This window comes from Streptomyces sp. NPDC001549 (assembly GCF_042894025.1).
GTDB classification, from domain to species: Bacteria; Actinomycetota; Actinomycetes; order Streptomycetales; family Streptomycetaceae; genus Streptomyces; species Streptomyces kutzneri.
In genome coordinates this window covers 191,635-208,022 of record NZ_JBIAVJ010000001.1, presented here as the reverse complement: position 1 = coordinate 208,022, position 16,388 = coordinate 191,635, and the positions used below count along the sequence as shown (strand labels likewise).

Annotated in this window: 17 protein-coding genes; 9 read left to right on the top strand and 8 right to left on the bottom strand. The window is 70.2% G+C overall.

Features of this window, described 5'->3' with window-relative positions; genetic code table 11:
• Positions 1-92: 92 nt before the first annotated feature.
• Complete coding sequence (gltB, locus tag ACFY04_RS01005; RefSeq protein WP_389113904.1) at positions 93-4,631, top strand: glutamate synthase large subunit; 4,539 nt, start codon at positions 93-95, stop codon at positions 4,629-4,631.
• Entirely contained in the window at positions 4,624-6,084 is a 1,461-nt protein-coding gene (locus tag ACFY04_RS01000) for a glutamate synthase subunit beta (protein WP_389113617.1), read from the top strand. The genes gltB and ACFY04_RS01000 overlap by 8 nt, the downstream gene beginning before the upstream one ends.
• Positions 6,085-6,214: 130 nt before the next feature.
• Here ACFY04_RS01000 and ACFY04_RS00995 read toward each other — a convergent pair whose 3' ends face one another.
• Together ACFY04_RS00995 and ACFY04_RS00990 are read right to left on the bottom strand one after the other, a co-directional pair.
• A complete protein-coding gene (locus tag ACFY04_RS00995) occupies positions 6,215-6,400 on the bottom strand; it encodes a hypothetical protein (protein ID WP_389113616.1) in 186 nt (61 codons plus the stop codon).
• Between the two features lie 115 nt (positions 6,401-6,515).
• Positions 6,516-6,647 (bottom strand): hypothetical protein, encoded by a 132-nt coding sequence (locus ACFY04_RS00990; RefSeq protein ID WP_389113615.1) that lies wholly within the window; start codon positions 6,645-6,647, stop codon positions 6,516-6,518.
• 174 nt (positions 6,648-6,821) lie between these two features.
• Between ACFY04_RS00990 and ACFY04_RS00985 the strand changes: the two genes are divergently transcribed.
• Entirely contained in the window at positions 6,822-7,658 is an 837-nt protein-coding gene (locus ACFY04_RS00985; RefSeq protein ID WP_389113614.1) for a helix-turn-helix domain-containing protein, read from the top strand.
• Complete coding sequence (locus tag ACFY04_RS00980) at positions 7,643-7,843, top strand: DUF397 domain-containing protein (RefSeq protein ID WP_389113613.1); 201 nt, start codon at positions 7,643-7,645, stop codon at positions 7,841-7,843. The genes ACFY04_RS00985 and ACFY04_RS00980 overlap by 16 nt, the downstream gene beginning before the upstream one ends.
• On the opposite strand, the gene ACFY04_RS00975 is transcribed toward ACFY04_RS00980, so the two are convergent.
• The 3 genes from ACFY04_RS00975 to tnpA form a co-directional block, all read right to left on the bottom strand.
• Positions 7,815-8,363, bottom strand: a complete 549-nt coding sequence (locus ACFY04_RS00975; protein WP_389113612.1) for a GntR family transcriptional regulator — start codon at positions 8,361-8,363, stop codon at positions 7,815-7,817. The two genes, ACFY04_RS00980 and ACFY04_RS00975, sit on opposite strands and share 29 nt — an antisense overlap.
• Positions 8,347-9,156: an alpha/beta fold hydrolase gene (locus ACFY04_RS00970; protein ID WP_389113611.1), complete on the bottom strand. Its 810-nt coding sequence runs from the start codon at positions 9,154-9,156 to the stop codon at positions 8,347-8,349. Before ACFY04_RS00970 ends, ACFY04_RS00975 begins: the two co-directional genes overlap by 17 nt.
• A 114-nt stretch (positions 9,157-9,270) precedes the next feature.
• Entirely contained in the window at positions 9,271-9,699 is a 429-nt protein-coding gene (gene tnpA / locus ACFY04_RS00965) for an IS200/IS605 family transposase (RefSeq protein ID WP_389113610.1), read from the bottom strand.
• A gap of 51 nt (positions 9,700-9,750) precedes the next feature.
• Between tnpA and ACFY04_RS00960 the strand changes: the two genes are divergently transcribed.
• Positions 9,751-10,965, top strand: a complete 1,215-nt coding sequence (locus ACFY04_RS00960) for an RNA-guided endonuclease InsQ/TnpB family protein (RefSeq protein WP_389113609.1) — start codon at positions 9,751-9,753, stop codon at positions 10,963-10,965.
• A gap of 43 nt (positions 10,966-11,008) precedes the next feature.
• On the opposite strand, the gene ACFY04_RS00955 is transcribed toward ACFY04_RS00960, so the two are convergent.
• Both ACFY04_RS00955 and ACFY04_RS00950 read right to left on the bottom strand, forming a co-directional pair.
• Positions 11,009-11,401 carry a DUF1048 domain-containing protein gene (locus ACFY04_RS00955; protein ID WP_389113608.1) on the bottom strand — a complete coding sequence of 131 codons (393 nt, stop codon included), beginning with the start codon at positions 11,399-11,401 and terminating at the stop codon, positions 11,009-11,011.
• A gap of 2 nt (positions 11,402-11,403) precedes the next feature.
• Positions 11,404-11,733 carry a PadR family transcriptional regulator gene (locus ACFY04_RS00950; protein WP_389113607.1) on the bottom strand — a complete coding sequence of 110 codons (330 nt, stop codon included), beginning with the start codon at positions 11,731-11,733 and terminating at the stop codon, positions 11,404-11,406.
• Between the two features lie 186 nt (positions 11,734-11,919).
• On the opposite strand from ACFY04_RS00950, the gene ACFY04_RS00945 reads away from it, so the two are divergent.
• Genes ACFY04_RS00945 through ACFY04_RS00935 form a run of 3 tightly spaced genes read left to right on the top strand, consistent with a single transcriptional unit; the run spans position 11,920 to position 14,248 of the window.
• Positions 11,920-12,327 (top strand): GntR family transcriptional regulator, encoded by a 408-nt coding sequence (locus ACFY04_RS00945; RefSeq protein ID WP_389113606.1) that lies wholly within the window; start codon positions 11,920-11,922, stop codon positions 12,325-12,327.
• Complete coding sequence (locus tag ACFY04_RS00940; protein ID WP_389113605.1) at positions 12,324-13,217, top strand: ABC transporter ATP-binding protein; 894 nt, start codon at positions 12,324-12,326, stop codon at positions 13,215-13,217. Before ACFY04_RS00945 ends, ACFY04_RS00940 begins: the two co-directional genes overlap by 4 nt.
• Positions 13,214-14,248, top strand: a complete 1,035-nt coding sequence (locus ACFY04_RS00935; protein WP_389113604.1) for an ABC transporter permease — start codon at positions 13,214-13,216, stop codon at positions 14,246-14,248. Before ACFY04_RS00940 ends, ACFY04_RS00935 begins: the two co-directional genes overlap by 4 nt.
• A 70-nt stretch (positions 14,249-14,318) precedes the next feature.
• Here the strand turns inward: ACFY04_RS00935 and ACFY04_RS00930 are convergent, their stop codons facing one another.
• Entirely contained in the window at positions 14,319-15,281 is a 963-nt protein-coding gene (locus ACFY04_RS00930; RefSeq protein ID WP_389113603.1) for a GlxA family transcriptional regulator, read from the bottom strand.
• Between the two features lie 112 nt (positions 15,282-15,393).
• On the opposite strand from ACFY04_RS00930, the gene ACFY04_RS00925 reads away from it, so the two are divergent.
• Positions 15,394-16,329 carry an NAD-dependent epimerase/dehydratase family protein gene (locus ACFY04_RS00925; protein ID WP_389113602.1) on the top strand — a complete coding sequence of 312 codons (936 nt, stop codon included), beginning with the start codon at positions 15,394-15,396 and terminating at the stop codon, positions 16,327-16,329.
• The last annotated feature ends 59 nt before the right edge of the window (positions 16,330-16,388 follow it).

Genomic DNA, 16,388 nt, shown 5'->3' with positions numbered 1-16,388 from the left:
TATGCACATATGCCACGACGACGACGGGAGAGCCGATGCGTTCCGCATCCACGCACTCCGCGACCGGCCCCAGCACCACCGCCTGGTCGCCCATGGACGGTCGCCCCGCCCAGCAGGGCATGTACGACCCGCGCAACGAGAAGGACGCCTGTGGCGTCGGATTCGTGGCGAACCTCACCGGCGAGGCCACCCACACACTCGTTGAGCAGGCCCTGACCGTATTGCGGAACCTCGAGCACCGCGGCGCGACCGGCTCCGAGCCGGACTCGGGCGACGGCGCCGGAATCCTCAGCCAGGTCCCCGACGCGTTCCTGCGCGAGGTGGCCGGCTTCGAGCTCCCCGCGGCCGGCGGCTACGCCGTCGGAATCGCCTTCCTCCCCGCCGACGGCACCGCACAGGCCGTCGCCGTGGAGCAGATCGAGGCCATCGCCGCCGAGGAGAACCTCACGGTCCTCGGCTGGCGCGAGGTCCCGGTCACCCCGGACCTGCTCGGCAACGGCGCCCGCGCCACCATGCCGGCCTTCTCGCAGCTGTTCGTCTCCAACGGGACGACGGGCATCGAGCTGGACCGCAAGGCCTTCGTGCTGCGCAAGCGCGCCGAGCGCGAGGCCGGTGTCTACTTCCCGTCGCTCTCCGCCCGCACCATCGTCTACAAGGGCATGCTGACCACCGGCCAGCTGGAGCCCTTCTTCCCGGACCTCTCCGACCGCCGCTTCGCCTCGGCCGTCGCCCTGGTCCACTCGCGCTTCTCCACGAACACCTTCCCGTCGTGGCCGCTCGCCCACCCGTACCGCTTCGTCGCGCACAACGGCGAGATCAACACGGTCAAGGGCAACCGCAACTGGATGAAGGCCCGCGAGTCCCAGCTGGCCTCCGAGGCCTTCGGTGACGGCGTCCTGGACCGGATCTTCCCGATCTGCACCCCGGACGCCTCCGACTCGGCCTCCTTCGACGAGGTCCTGGAGCTGCTCCACCTCGGCGGCCGCTCCCTCCCGCACAGCGTGCTGATGATGATCCCGGAGGCGTGGGAGAACCACACCTCCATGGACCCGGCCCGCCGCGCGTTCTACAAGTACCACTCCACGCAGATGGAGCCCTGGGACGGCCCGGCCTGCGTCACCTTCACCGACGGCACCCAGGTCGGCGCGGTCCTCGACCGCAACGGTCTGCGCCCCGGCCGCTACTGGGTCACCGACGACGGGCTCGTCGTCCTCGGCTCCGAGGTCGGCGTGCTCGACATCGACCCGGCCAAGGTCGTCCGCAAGGGCCGCCTGCAGCCCGGCAAGATGTTCCTCGTCGACACCGCCCAGAAGCGGATCATCGAGGACGACGAGATCAAGAACGAGCTGGCCGCCGCCGCCCCCTACGCGGAGTGGCTGGAGACCGGCGAGATCGAGCTGTCGGACCTGCCCGAGCGTGAGCACATCGTGCACACCCACGCCTCGGTCACCCGCCGCCAGCAGACCTTCGGCTACACCGAGGAAGAGCTGCGCGTCATCCTCGCGCCGATGGCCCGTACCGCCGGCGAGCCGCTCGGCTCCATGGGTACGGACTCCCCGATCGCGGCCCTGTCCGAGCGCCCCCGGCTGCTCTTCGACTACTTCACCCAGCTCTTCGCGCAGGTCACCAACCCGCCGCTGGACGCCATCCGCGAGGAGCTCGTCACCTCGCTGCTGTCCTCGCTCGGCCCGCAGGGCAACCTGCTGGAGTCGACCGCCGCGTCCTGCCGCAGCGTCACGCTGCCCTTCCCGGTGATCGACAACGACGAGCTGGCCAAGCTCATCCACATCAACGCCGACGGCGACATGCCCGGCATGAAGGCCGCCACGCTCTCCGGCCTCTACCGGGTCTCCGGCGGCGGCGAGGCCCTGGCCGCCCGGATCGAGGAGATCCGCGCCGAGGCCGACGCGGCCATCGCCAACGGCGCCCGCCTGATCGTCCTCTCGGACCGCCACTCGGACGCCGAGCACGCACCGATCCCGTCGCTGCTGCTCACCTCCGCTGTGCACCACCACCTCATCGCCACCAAGCAGCGCACCCAGGTGGGTCTGCTGGTCGAGGCCGGTGACGTCCGCGAGGTCCACCACGTCGCCCTGCTCATTGGCTACGGCGCGGCCGCGGTCAACCCGTACCTCGCCATGGAGTCCGTCGAGGACCTGCTGCGCGCCGGTACCTTCCTGTCCGGCCTGGAGCCGGAGCAGGCCATCAAGAACCTGATCTACGCGCTCGGCAAGGGCGTCCTGAAGGTCATGTCCAAGATGGGCATCTCCACCGTCGCCTCCTACCGCGGCGCCCAGGTCTTCGAGGCCGTCGGCCTGAACGACGAGTTCGTCGAGACCTACTTCAACGGCACCGCCACCAAGATCGGCGGCGCCGGCCTGGACGTCATCGCCAAGGAGGTGGCCGCGCGCCACGCCAAGGCGTACCCCGTCTCCGGCATCGCGGCCACGCACCGCGCGCTGGAGATCGGCGGCGAGTACCAGTGGCGCCGTGAGGGCGAGCCGCACCTGTTCGACCCGGAGACGGTCTTCCGCCTCCAGCACGCCACCCGCAACCGCCGGTACGACATCTTCAAGCAGTACACGGCCCGGGTGAACGAGCAGTCCGAGCGCCTGATGACGCTCCGCGGCCTGTTCGGCTTCAAGGCCGACCGCGAAGCCATCTCCCTCGACGAGGTCGAGTCGGTCGCCGACATCGTCAAGCGGTTCTCCACCGGCGCCATGTCGTACGGCTCCATCTCCAAGGAGGCGCACGAGACCCTCGCCATCGCCATGAACCAGCTGGGCGCCAAGTCCAACACCGGTGAGGGCGGCGAGGACCCGGACCGCCTGTACGACCCGGCGCGGCGCTCGTCCATCAAGCAGGTCGCCTCCGGCCGCTTCGGCGTGACCTCGGAGTACCTGGTCAACGCGGACGACATCCAGATCAAGATGGCGCAGGGCGCCAAGCCCGGCGAGGGCGGCCAGCTGCCCGGCCACAAGGTGTACCCGTGGGTCGCCAAGACCCGCCACTCCACCCCGGGCGTCGGCCTGATCTCCCCGCCGCCGCACCACGACATCTACTCCATCGAGGACCTGGCTCAGCTGATCCACGACCTCAAGAACGCCAACCCGGTCGCCCGCATCCACGTGAAGCTGGTCTCCGAGGTCGGCGTGGGCACGGTCGCCGCGGGTGTCTCCAAGGCCCACGCGGACGTCGTCCTGATCTCCGGCCACGACGGCGGAACGGGCGCCTCCCCGCTCACCTCGCTCAAGCACGCGGGCGGCCCCTGGGAGCTCGGCCTCGCCGAGACCCAGCAGACCCTGCTGCTCAACGGGCTGCGCGACCGGATCGTCGTCCAGACCGACGGCCAGCTCAAGACCGGCCGCGACGTGGTCATCGCCGCGCTGCTCGGCGCCGAGGAGTTCGGTTTCGCGACCGCGCCGCTCGTCGTCTCCGGCTGCGTCATGATGCGCGTCTGCCACCTGGACACCTGCCCGGTCGGCATCGCCACCCAGAACCCGGTCCTGCGCGACCGCTTCTCCGGCAAGCCCGAGTTCGTCGTCAACTTCTTCGAGTACATCGCGGAGGAGGTGCGCGAGATCCTCGCCGAGCTGGGCTTCCGCACGATCGAGGAGGCCGTCGGCCACGCCGAGCTCCTCGACACCACCAAGGCCGTCACGCACTGGAAGGCGCAGGGTCTCGACCTGGAGCCGCTCTTCTACGTGCCGGAGCTGCCCGAGGGCGCGGTCCGCCACGCCCTGATCGAGCAGGACCACGGTCTGGAGAAGGCCCTCGACAACGAGCTGATCGAGCTCGCCGCCGACGCGCTGAACGCCGAGACCGCCGAGGCGGCCCTCCCGGTCCGCGCCCAGGTCTCGATCCGGAACATCAACCGGACCGTCGGCACCATGCTCGGCCACCACGTCACCAAGAAGTTCGGTGGCGCGGGCCTGCCCGACAACACCATCGACCTGACCTTCACCGGAAGCGCCGGCCAGTCCTTCGGCGCCTTCGTGCCGAAGGGCATCACCCTCCGCCTGGAGGGCGACGCCAACGACTACGTCGGCAAGGGCCTCTCCGGTGGCCGCATCGTGGTCCGCCCCGACCGCGGCGCCGACCACCTCGCCGAGTACTCCACCATCGCCGGCAACACCATCGGCTACGGAGCCACCGGCGGCGAGATGTTCCTGCGCGGCCGCACCGGCGAGCGCTTCTGCGTCCGCAACTCGGGCGCGCTGGTCGTCTCGGAGGGCGTGGGCGACCACGGCTGCGAGTACATGACCGGTGGCCAGGCGGTCGTCCTGGGCGAGACGGGCCGCAACTTCGCGGCCGGTATGTCGGGCGGCGTCGCGTACGTCATCGACCTCGACCCGCACAACGTCAACGTCGGCAACGCGGGCGCCGTCGAGGCCCTGTCCGACACCGACAAGCAGTGGCTGCACGATGTGGTGCGCCGCCACGAGGAGGAGACCGGCTCGACCGTGGCCGCGAAGCTCCTGGCTGACTGGTCCGTCGCGGTGGACCGCTTCAGCAAGATCATCCCCACCACGTACAAGGCAGTGCTCGCCGCCAAGGACGCCGCTGAGCTCGCCGGACTCTCGGAATCCGAGACCACGGAGAAGATGATGGAGGCGGCGACCCATGGCTGACCCGAAGGGCTTCCTCACCACCCCGCGCGAGACCGCCTGTACCCGTCCCGTCGCCGACCGGCTGAAGGACTGGAACGAGGTCTACGTCCCGGGCTCCCTGCTCCCGATCATCAGCAAGCAGGCCGGCCGCTGCATGGACTGCGGCATCCCGTTCTGTCACAACGGGTGCCCGCTCGGGAACCTGATCCCGGAGTGGAACGACTTCTCGTACCGCGAGGACTGGACCGCCGCGTCGGAGCGCCTGCACGCGACGAACAACTTCCCGGAGTTCACCGGGCGGCTGTGCCCGGCCCCCTGCGAGTCGGCGTGCGTGCTCGGCATCAACCAGCCCGCCGTGACCATCAAGAACGTCGAAGTCTCGATCATCGACAAGGCGTGGGACAACGGCGACGTCACCCCGCAGGCGCCGGAGCGGCTGTCCGGCAAGACGGCCGCCGTCATCGGCTCGGGCCCGGCGGGCCTCGCCGCCGCCCAGCAGCTGACCCGGGCCGGCCACACCGTGGTCGTGTACGAGCGCGCGGACCGCATCGGCGGCCTGCTGCGCTACGGCATCCCCGAGTTCAAGATGGAGAAGGTGCACATCAACCGCCGCATCGAGCAGATGCGCGCGGAGGGCACCAAGTTCCGCACCGGCATCGAGATCGGCCGCGACCTCACCGCCACGGACCTGCGCAAGCGGTTCGACGCGGTGGTCATCGCGGCGGGCGCGACCGTCTCCCGCGACCTGCCGGTCCCGGGCCGCGAGCTGAACGGCATCCACTTCGCGATGGAGTACCTGCCGCTCGCCAACAAGGTGCAGGAGGGCGACTTCATGGCGCCCCCCATCACGGCCGAGGGCAAGCACGTGGTCGTCATCGGCGGCGGCGACACCGGCGCGGACTGCGTGGGCACCGCCCACCGCCAGGGCGCGGCCTCGGTCACGCAGCTGGAGATCATGCCCAAGCCGGGCGAGGACCGGAACGCCAACCAGCCCTGGCCGACCTTCCCGATGCTCTACAAGGTCACCTCGGCCCACGAGGAGGGCGGCGAGCGGGTCTACTCCGTCTCCACCACCCACTTCGAGGGTGACGAGGACGGCAACGTCCAGTCCCTGCACCTGATCGAGGTCGCCTTCGAGGACGGCAAGCTCGTCCAGAAGCCCGGCACCGAGCGCGTCCTCCCCGCGCAGCTGGTCACCCTGGCGATGGGCTTCACGGGCACCGACCAGGCGAACGGCCTGGTCCAGCAGTTCGGCCTGGAGCTGGACCCGCGCGGCAACATCGACCGCGACGCCTCCTACGCGACCAACGTGGACGGCGTCTTCGTCGCCGGCGACGCGGGCCGCGGCCAGTCGCTCATCGTCTGGGCCATCGCGGAAGGCCGCTCGGCCGCCCGCGGCGTGGACCGCTTCCTGACCGGCAGCAGCGCCCTCCCGTACCCGGTCAAGCCGACGGATCGTTCTCTGACCGTCTGACGTAGCAGTACCCCCCTCCCCTCCGGGGGAGGGACCCCTCATACGGTCCGTACAACGGCGTACGGAACTCCCGACACATCGCCCGCCACGTCCCCGACCAGGGGTGGCGGGCGCTGTGGCGTGTTCGGGGCTACTCGGGCTGGACGACCGTGGCGCCCCAGCGGGTGGACGGGGCCGAGGCCGTCACCCAGGCCCCGAAGCCGCCCTGGAGGCCGGTGCCGAGGGGAACGGTGACGCGCGCCGGGTCGCCTTCGGGGCAGTCGACCGTGAAGGGCGCCGGGTCGCGGTCCGGGTGGTCGTCGAGGTGGAAGGCCACCTCTATCGTGCCGCCGCCCGCGCAGCCGAAGGTGATGAACGTGTCCAGCCGGGACGAGAGGCCGCCCGAGACGAAGCCGCTGGAGCCGGCCTGCTCGGGTATCCAGATCAGCCCGTCAGGCCCGGGGTACCCGACGATCTCGCCCCCCCACCGAGGCCTGGGCCGTGCCGGCCGCCAGCGTCAGCGTGAGTGCCGCGGCCAGTGCGCCGATCGCGGCGGCCTTGCCGCGCCCGTGTGTCTGCTTCATGTGGTCCCCCATGGTGTCTTCGGTTCCGACTGACACCGACCACGCTAACCAGCGGCACTGACAGCGGCCTGTGGCGTTGGGTAGTCGTATCAATCCGTTCCGATGTTTCACCGACCTGGTCGGGACTACGCTTTTTCGCGGAGCAAGGGCACTGCGGAACCGGGGAGTTGGCTCGTGGCCAAGCAGAAGGATCTGAGCGGGGCGCAGACACCGGAGGAGTTCGCCCGCGAGGAACTGCGGCGCCACCGGGAAGCGGCCGGGCTGACCCAGGAGGGCCTGGGCGAGCGGATCTTCACGAGTGGCGCGTACGTCGGCCAGATGGAGTGCGGCACGCGGCGGCTGCGGCCGGAGATCGCGGAGCTGATCGACAGGGTGTTCGGCACCGGGGACTACTTCACTCGCCTGGCCAAGGCGTTCAAGTCGAAGTACGTCGAGTACTTTGCCGAGGCGGCCGAGCTGGAACGCTTGGCGACGGCCATCTTCGACTATGGCCCCACGTTGGTTCCCGGGCTGCTCCAGACAGGGGACTACGCGCGCGCCGTAATTCGGGCCGCTAGTCCCACTGCCCTGGCAGAGCACGTCGACACACTGGTCTCGGCACGCGTTGAGCGCTCACGGCTCCTCGGCGATCCGGAGACCCCCGAGGTCTGGGTCGTCCTGCACGAGGCGGTGCTGCGGACGGCGGTCGGCGGGCCTGCTGTGATGGCCGCTCAGCTGCGGTATATCTCGTCGTGTGTCCGGACCCATCGGATCACCGTGCAGGTAGTGCCGTTCTCCGCCGGAGCGCATGGCGTCCTGGACGCATCCGTGCGGATCATGCAGTTCGCCGACGCTCCCGATGTGGCGTACACCGAGGGACCTCACGCAGGGCAGTTGCTCGACTGTCCGGCACTGGTTCGGCGCCACTGGAGGTCATACGATCTTGCCAGGGCTGCCGCACTGTCGCCGGAGGTGTCCCTGACCTTGATTGAGTCGGTGGCGGAGGAGCACGCGAGATGCGCGCAGACGTGAACGGCCTGTCCTGGCGGACGTCCTCCTACACCAACGCCGAGGGTGGCAACTGCGTAGAGGTTTCCGACGACCTCCCCGGCGTCGTCCCCGTCCGGGACACCAAGCTCGCGGGTGCCGGTCCGGTGCTGGTGTTTCCGGCAGCCGCATGGGATCCGTTCATCCGGGCTCTGAAGGAGCGAGCCTGATCTCGTAGCGCAGCTGCTGGCGCCCGGCCGGCATGAGCATCACGTCCGCCTGGACGGGGCGGTCCGCCGCGTCGTAGGTGGTGCGGGCCAGGCGGAGCACCGGTTCGCCCGCGCCGAGGCGAAGTTGCTCACGTTCCTCCTCACGTGGCATCCGCGCCGTCACGTGCTCGACGACCCGTACGCCGACGTGCCCGAGGGCGGCCAGCAGCGTCACGGCGCCGCCGCGGATCTTCGCCGTGCCGGCCAGGGGGGTTCCCGCAGCGATGTCCGGGGGATAGTAGGTGTCCGTCAACTCCGTCGGCTCGCCATCGAGTTCAATGATCCTGCGGCGTACCACGACCGTGCTTCCGGCCGCCAGGCCGAGCATGACGGCGACGGCGGCGGGGGCTGCAGTTTCTCCCGCGTGCAGGATGCGCTGACCGCCCCGCCGCCCGGCCTCCGCAGCCTCCTCCGTCCAGGCGTCCGCCGCGCCGGGCGGGCGCGCGGTCAGATACGGCATCGACTCACTGGTCCACTCCATGGCCTCCACGGTATGGGCGCCGGCGCTCGTCGTCGGCCAGGGCGGCGACCTCGCGTACGGCTGTGGCGACGGCCGGGGCGTCCTTCCTCAGGATCGCTCCGTGGTTGCTGGGTACCTTCGCGCTGAGCTGGATGTTCGGCTTGCGCACGAACACCGGGTCGAGGCCCGCGCGGATGCGTTCCTGCTCGTCGCCCTTGCTCCCGAAGGACGTTCCCGAGGCCAGGACGTACCGCACCGGGACGGTGATGTCGTCCAGTACGGGACCCAGTTCGCGCTCGCGGGCGAGCCGGCCGACCTCGATGTTGCTGTCGGCCATCTCTTCGGCGGTCATCCGCGGGGTCAGGCCCGTCGGGCGAAGCAGTGGCATCAGCCAGCCCACCCGCTTGAAGAACCTGCGGATCCCCTGCTCCATCTCCTCGGTGAGCCAGTCGTACGGCTGCGTGCCGTCCACCAGGACCGCACCGAGGGCGCGGTCCGGGTTGCGGCTCGCCCAGTGGGCCCCGACGAACGCCCCGTAGGACCAGCCCACCACCAGCGCCCGGTCCACGTCCCTGGCCGCGAGCACGGCGTCGACGTCCCGGACGGCCGCCTCGAAGGAGTAGTCGGCCGAGCGCTGCGACTTCCTGCCGCGGGCCCGTTCGTCGTAGGTGATGTGCCGCCACCGGGGACCCAGGTCGGCGATGACCCGCCGCCAGTACCTCTGGGTGGCGAAGTGGCCGTTGAGGTAGACCACGGGTGTGCCGGGCCCGCCGGTGTCGGTGGCGGCCAGGGCCGTGTCGTCGACCGGCACCATGCCGGTCCATCTCTTGATCTTCGCAGGGAATCGCGGCCTTCAGGCCGGGCGGGAATGCGATCCTCGGGCCGGAGGCGCGAGGCGCCGGAGTTCTCTGCGCCTCCGTCGTGACGGTCAGGCTGGTCGCTTCTGGTTCTCGATGTAGTCCTTGACGATGCTCAGCGGTGCCCCGCCACAGGACCCGGCGAAGTATGAGGGTGCCCAGAAGGCGGACCCCGTACCGATCCGGTTGATCCGGCCGGTGTACTCGGCGCGCAGGTATCGGGAGCTGACCCCCTTCAGGCTGTTGACCAGCTTGGACAGGGCGATCTTCGGCGGGTAGTGGACCAGCAGGTGCACGTGGTCGCCCTCGCCGTTGAATTCTTTCAGCTCGGCCTCGAACTTCACACACACGTCCCGCATGACCTCCTCGCAGCGGGTCAGCATGGCGTCGTTGAAGACCTCGCGCCGGTACTTGGTGACGAACACCAAGTGAGCGTGGAGGTTGTGGATGACATGGTTTCCTCGGCGGATATCAAGGTCTGGTTCCCAGCGCGGTGACATCCACCAAGCGTATTGTGGTCAGGCGAACCTACTCGGAAGGGGGTGGGCTGGGTGATCCGTGCGTACAAGTTCCTCATGCGGCCCACCGTGGGTCAGGCGATCACACTCGGCGAGATGCTGCGGGATCACTGCGGCCTCTACAACGGGGCGTTGCAGGAACGCCGCGATGCCTACCGGCACGCCTCGAAGACGAGCATCAAGTACGGGCAGCAGTCCGCGCAGCTCAAGGAGATCCGGGCGTTTGCCCCGGAGCGTCACGGCCGGTGGTCGTTCTCCAGTCAGCAAGCGACGCTCCGCCGTCTCGACAAGGCGTTTGCCGCGTTCTTCCGCCGGGTCAAGTCCGGTGATACGCCGGGCCATCCGCGCTTCCGGGGCGTCAACTGGTTCGACACGGTGGACTTCCCCAAGGACGGGGACGGCTGCCGCTGGGACTCCACCTCGCACGACCCCGTCACCCGTGTCCGATTCCAAGGCGTCGGGCACGTCAAGGTCAACCAGCACCGGCCCGTCGTCGGCAAGGTCAAGACCGTCAGCGTCAAGCGCGAGGGCCGCAAGTGGTTCGTCGTGCTGACCGCCGAGCAGGCGCAGCCCGAACCGCTCCCCGCGACCGGCAGCGTGGCCGGCATCGACATGGGCATAGCCAACTTCCTCGCCGACTCCAATGGCGAGCTCGTTCCCAATCCCCGCCACGGCCGCAAGGCAGCCGCGAAGCTCGAAGCCGCACAGCAGGCTCTCAGCAGGTTCCCTCGGGTCCGCCGCGACAAGCGCACCGCCAACCACCGCCGGGCCGTCGAACGCGTTGCCGCCCTGCACCGCAAGGTCCGTCGCCAGCGGCTCGACCACGCGCACAAGACCGCTCTTGACCTCGTACGACAGCACGACTTCATCGCGCACGAAGACCTCAAGATCCGCAACATGGTCAAGGCACCCGCTCCGAAGACCGACCCAGAGACGCCGGGCAGCTTCCTGCCCAATGGGGCGGAGGCGAAGGCCGGACTGAACCGCTCGATCTCGGATGCCGGATGGGGGGTGTTCCTGACGATCCTCACGAGCAAGGCTGAAAGCGCCGGCAGGGAAGTGATCGCCGTGGACCCCCGCAACACCTCCCGCACATGCCCCGAATGCGGGCACGTCGACAAGGAGAACCGGCCCACACAGGAAAAGTTCCACTGCGTCTCGTGCGGCCACCAGGCGCACGCGGACACGGTGGGCGCGCTCAACGTTCTACGGGCCGGGCTGGTCCGTCGCAAAGCCCCACCGGCATAGCGAGAAGCCCCCTCGTTCACGAGGGGGAGGAGTCACAACGCCGTCATGCCGTGTCTCCGGCCTCCTCGGCCTCCTCGGCCTCCTCGGCGCGGGTGAGGGCTTCGGTCAGTTGCTTCTTCGCGCGGGCCGGGACGTAGCCACCCTCGGAGTAGTTCTGGGCGAACGCGTCGGCGAACTCCACCGGGTCCTCCCCGACGATCTCGCGTATCGGCGTTCCCTCCGCCGCGGCCTGCTCGAAGAGGTCGGCGAGGTCCTCGAACATCGACGCGTTGCTGTCGCCGTCGGCCGGCACGAAGTGCATCAGGTACCGCTCGATCGCCTCGACCGCCGTGCGCCGGCTCTCGGGGAGCTCCTTGACGCGCGCCTTGTACGCCCTCCAGCGCTTCTTCGGCCCGATCACCTTCGCGATGAAACCGCTCTTCTCACCATCGGACATCGTTACTCGCCCCCTTCGCGGAGCTGGTCCAGTCGTTCCGTGAGGAAGCTCCAGGTCCTCCAGAACTCTTCGAGGTACTCCCGCCCCTCGGCGTTGAGGGAGTACACCTTGCGCGGCGGTCCCTTCTCGGAGGGGACCTTCTCCACGTCGACGAGACCGCGCTTCTCGACCCTGATGAGCAGCGCGTAGACGGTCCCTTCGGCGATGTCGGAGAACCCCTGCTCCCGCAGCCATGCCGTGATCTCGTAGCCGTACGCGGGCCGGCCGGACAGGGTCGCGAGGACGATGCCCTCCAGCGTGCCCTTGAGCATTTCCGTCACCAGCTTGGGCATGGAACACCTCCTCCCTGAGCTATTCGGTGTTGCTGAGTACTGGTACACCGTAACGCTGACTACCGGTACCTAGCAATACCGAATAGCCCAGGGGATGGGCAACTCCGCTCCCTCGGGGGGTGGTTGACAGTGACCGCATACGTAGAGTCCTATAGTGCTAGGAAGCTAGATGAATAGAGGAGGACAGTGATCGAGTTTCACCTCGATGCCCGGTCCGGCGTCGCTCCGTACATGCAGCTCGTCCACCAGGTGCGTCAGGCCCTGCGGCTGGGGCTGCTGTCCGAGGGGGACCGGCTGCCGACCGTCAAGGACGTCGCGGTCAGTGTGGCGATCAACCCGAACACCGTGCTCAAGGCCTACCGGGAGCTTGAGTACGAGGGCCTGGTCGCGAAGAAGCCCGGGGTCGGCACGTTCATCTCCGGGACGCTCAGCGACGACTCGCTCTCCGAGCACGAGCCGCTGCGCCGGGAGTTGCAGCTGTGGCTCGACAGGGCGCGGACCGCCGGGCTGGGCGAGGAGAGCATCGAGGCCCTGTTCCTGAGCACCTTCCGCGCCCGCACCGGCACGGACCCGCACACCGAAGAGGAGAAATGACCGCCATATTGGAAGCCCGCGCGCTGGGCAAGCGGTACGGCCGCAAAGAGGCGCTGAGCGACTGCACCCTCAGTGTGCCGTCGGGGCGGGTCGTCGGTCTGGTCGGGCCCAACGGGGCCGGGAAGTCGACCCTGTTGCAGCTGGCCTGCGGGCTGATCGGCCCGACCTCCGGCACCATCGAGGTGCTCGGCGGCCGGCCCGCGACCGGGCCCGAGCAGCTCGCCAAGGTCGGGTTCGTCGCCCAGGACACCCCCACCTACGCCGGGCTGTCCATCGCCGACCACCTGAAGCTGGGCGCCCGGCTCAACCCGGGCTGGGACGCGCAGCTGGCGCAGGACCGGATCCGGCAGCTCGGCCTGGACCCCGCCCAGAAGGCGGGCAAGCTCTCCGGCGGCCAGCGCGCCCAGGTGGCGCTGACCCTCGCCGTGGCCAAACGGCCCGAGCTGCTGATCCTCGACGAGCCCGTCGCCGCCCTGGACCCGCTGGCCCGGCGGGAGTTCCTGCAGAGCCTGATGGAGGTCGTGGCCGAACACGGAACCACCGTCGTGCTCTCCTCGCACCTGGTGTCCGACCTGGAACGGGTCTGCGACCACCTGATCTCGCTGGTCGCCTCCCGCGTCCAGGTCACGGGCGACGTCGACGACCTGCTCGCCACCCACTTCCGGCTCACCACCGCCCGCCGCGAGGCGGCCACCATGCCCCGGGGCATGCAGGTCATCCAGGAGACGCACACCGAGCGGCAGAGCACGTTCATCGTGCGCTCCGACAAGGCGGTCCAGGACCCCTCCTGGGTCATGGAGCCGCTCGACCTGGAGGACCTCGTCCTCACCTACATGAGTCAGTCCGCGGCCGGGCCCGGCCCCCGACCCACCCGGGAGAACCAGCGATGATCTGGCTGACCTGGCGCCAGTACCGCGTCCAGACCCTCGCCGCGCTCGCCGTCCTGGCCGCGCTCGCGATATTCCTCGTGGTCACCGGCCTCCAGATGCGCGAGGTCTACGACAGCACCGTCGCCGGCTGCGGCAGCGACTGCGGAAGGGCCAGGAACGCCCTGGTCGTCGAGTACCAGACCCTGACCTACTACGTCACGAGCCTGCTGCTCGCCGTGCCCGGCATCATCGGGATCTTCTGGGGCGCCCCGTTGATCGCCCGCGAACTGGAGACCGGCACCCACCGGCTCATCTGGAACCAGAGCATCACCCGCGGCCGCTGGCTCCTGGTCAAGCTCGGGGGCGTCGGCCTGATCGCCGTCGCCGTCACCGGGGTGCTGAGCCTCCTGGTGACCTGGTGGGCGAGTCCCATCGACCGCGTCAACCTGGACCGGTTCACCCCGCTCATGTTCAGCGGCCGTGCGATCGTCCCCCTCGGCTACGCGGCGTTCGCCTTCACCCTCGGCGCCTCGGCCGGACTCCTGATCCGGCGCACCGTGCCCGCGATGGCCGCGACCCTCGTCGCCTTCCTCGCCGTCCAGATCCTCGTGCCCTTCGCGATCCGCCCGCACTTCGCGGCGCCGGAGCACACCGACGTCGCGCTCAGCTCCCTCGTCATGGCGCCGGTCGGCGGCGGCGAGGAATCCGGTGCGATGAAGGACGGCTGGAACGCGAACCACGTCCAGCTGAAGGGCTCCGGGGACGACGCCCACCTGCGGGTCGGGGTGCTCAGACCCGGCGTCTGGGTCGTGTCCGATCTCGGTGTGGTGCTCGACTCCGCCGGCCAGGAGGTCCGTGGTGCCGAGGGATGCGCGGATCCCAAGACCGACCCCTTCGAGTGCTTCGCCACCTCGAAGCACCACATAGCGGTCGACTACCAGCCCGCCGACCGCTACTGGACCTTCCAGTGGATCGAGACCGGGATCTTCCTCGCGCTGTCCGGCCTGCTGGCCGGGTTCTGCTCCTGGTGGCTGCGCCGGCGGGCGGCCTGACCGGGACGAGGGGATGAGGGGATGAGGGGCGGCCGAAGCCAACGCAACTGGCTTCGGCCGCCCCTCGACTCTACGGCCGTCGGGCCCGCGCCGTGGCGCGGTACACGCTCGGGGTCAGGCCCGTGTGGCGGGTCAGGTGGGTGCGGAGGGAGTCCGCCGTGCCGAGGCCGCTCCGGGCCGCCACCTGGTCCATCGGGAGGGTGGTGGTCTCCAGGATCTCGCAGGCGCGGTCCAGGCGCTGGTGCAGCAGCCACTGGAGGGGGCTGAGGCCCGTTTCGGCGCGGAAGCGGCGGGTCAGGGTGCGCGTGCTCGTGCCCGCGTGCCGGGCCAGCTCGGCCAGGGTCGTCGGCTCGTGCAGGCGGGCCAGCGCCCAGGCGCGGGTAGCCGCCAGGGAGGTGCCGCGCTCGGGCGGGAGCGGGGTCTCGATGAACTGGGCCTGGCCGCCCGGCCGTACGGGGGCCGCCACGACCAGACGGGCCGTGGTGTTCGCGACGGCGGCGCCGTAGTCGCGGCGCACCAGGTGCAGGCACAGGTCGATCCCGGCCGACATGCCCGCCGACGTCAGCACCCTGCCGTCCTCGACGAACAGCACGGCGGGCACGAGGTCGACCTCCGGGAAGAGCCGCCCGAATTCCTCGGACGCCGACCAGAAGGTCGTGGCGCGGCGGCCTTCCAGGAGACCCGCCTGCGCGAGGACGAAGGCACCCGTGCAGATGGAAGCGATGCGAGCGCCCCGTGCGGCGGCGGCCCGCAGCGCGTCCAGTACCCGGGGGTCGGGGCCTTCCCGGTCGGCCGTCCCCGTGACCATCACGGTGTCGGCCCCCTCGGCCGCCTCCAGGCCGTGCGGCACCACGACGTCCGTGCCGTACCGCGCCTGCACCACGCCGGGGACGAGCGTGCAGACCGTCACCTCGTACGCAGGCTGCTCACCGATGCTCGTCGCGCCGAACACCACCCCCGGGATCGACAGGTCGAAGGTGGTGACCGGCGGGCACGCGATGACCGCGACGCGGTGCGGGGGAGTGATCGTCATGGCTCGAATCTCCGGATTGCTGGCATTCCAGCCACTACTGTACGGCTGCGCCCGGAGCGAGGGTTGACCTGTCAATCACAGCAACTCGTAGTCCCAGCACAGGAGTACAGCCATGGTTCTGCACGTCATCACGGGCGCCGGTGCGATCGGCACCGCCACCGCACGTCTGCTCGCCGCATCCGGTGAGCGGGTCCGCGTCATCACCCGCAGCGGCGGCGGGCCCGATCATCCGCTCGTCGAGCGGGTCGCCGCCGACATCACCGACACCGGCCGGCTCGCCGAGCTCCTGCAGGGCGCCCGGACCCTCTACAACGCGGCCGCGCCCGGCTACCAGGACTGGCGGACCGCCTTTCCGCCCCTCGCCGCCTCACTGCTCGCCGCCGCCGAGCGGACCGGCGCCGACTACGTGATGCTGGGCAACGTGTACGGGTACGGAGCCGTCGAAGGCCCCCTCACGCCCGACCTGCCCATGAGGCCCAACTCCGACAAGGGGCGCGTGCGCGCGGCCATGTGGGAAGAGGCGCTGGCCGCGCACCGGGCCGGGCGGGTCCGGGTCGCCGAGGTGCGCGCCGGCGACTTCCTCGGGGCGAACGTCCTGGGACTCTTCCCCCTCCTGGCCGTGCCCGCCGTACTGGCCGGCGAGGAGGCCGTGCTGCCGGTCGGCCTCGACGCGCCGCACGCCTGGTCCTACACGGACGACGTCGCGCGGACCCTGATCGCGGTCGGCGGGCGGGGCGACGGCTGGGGCCGCGCCTGGCACGTGCCCTCCACCTCCGAACTGTCCCCGAGGGAGCTGATGGTGCGGCTGGCCGAGGCCGCCGGCGCGCCGGGCCCGAGGCTCAGGACCACGACGCGGGAGGAGCTCGACGCGGCGGCCGCGGCGGACCCGGTGATGGCCGAGATCCCGGAGATGGCCTACCAGTACGACGGCGAGCTGCGCCTCGACGCCTCCGACACCGAGCGCCTGCTCGGCGTACGGGCCACCGAACTGGACCACGTGCTGAAGGAGTTGATTTCCACCGGGCCGTCGGCGCAGACGGGGCGGTGAGACCGGCGGGCGCGGCTTCCCCGGCCGGCGGCGTACGGACCGACGGGGCCGGGCCCGAT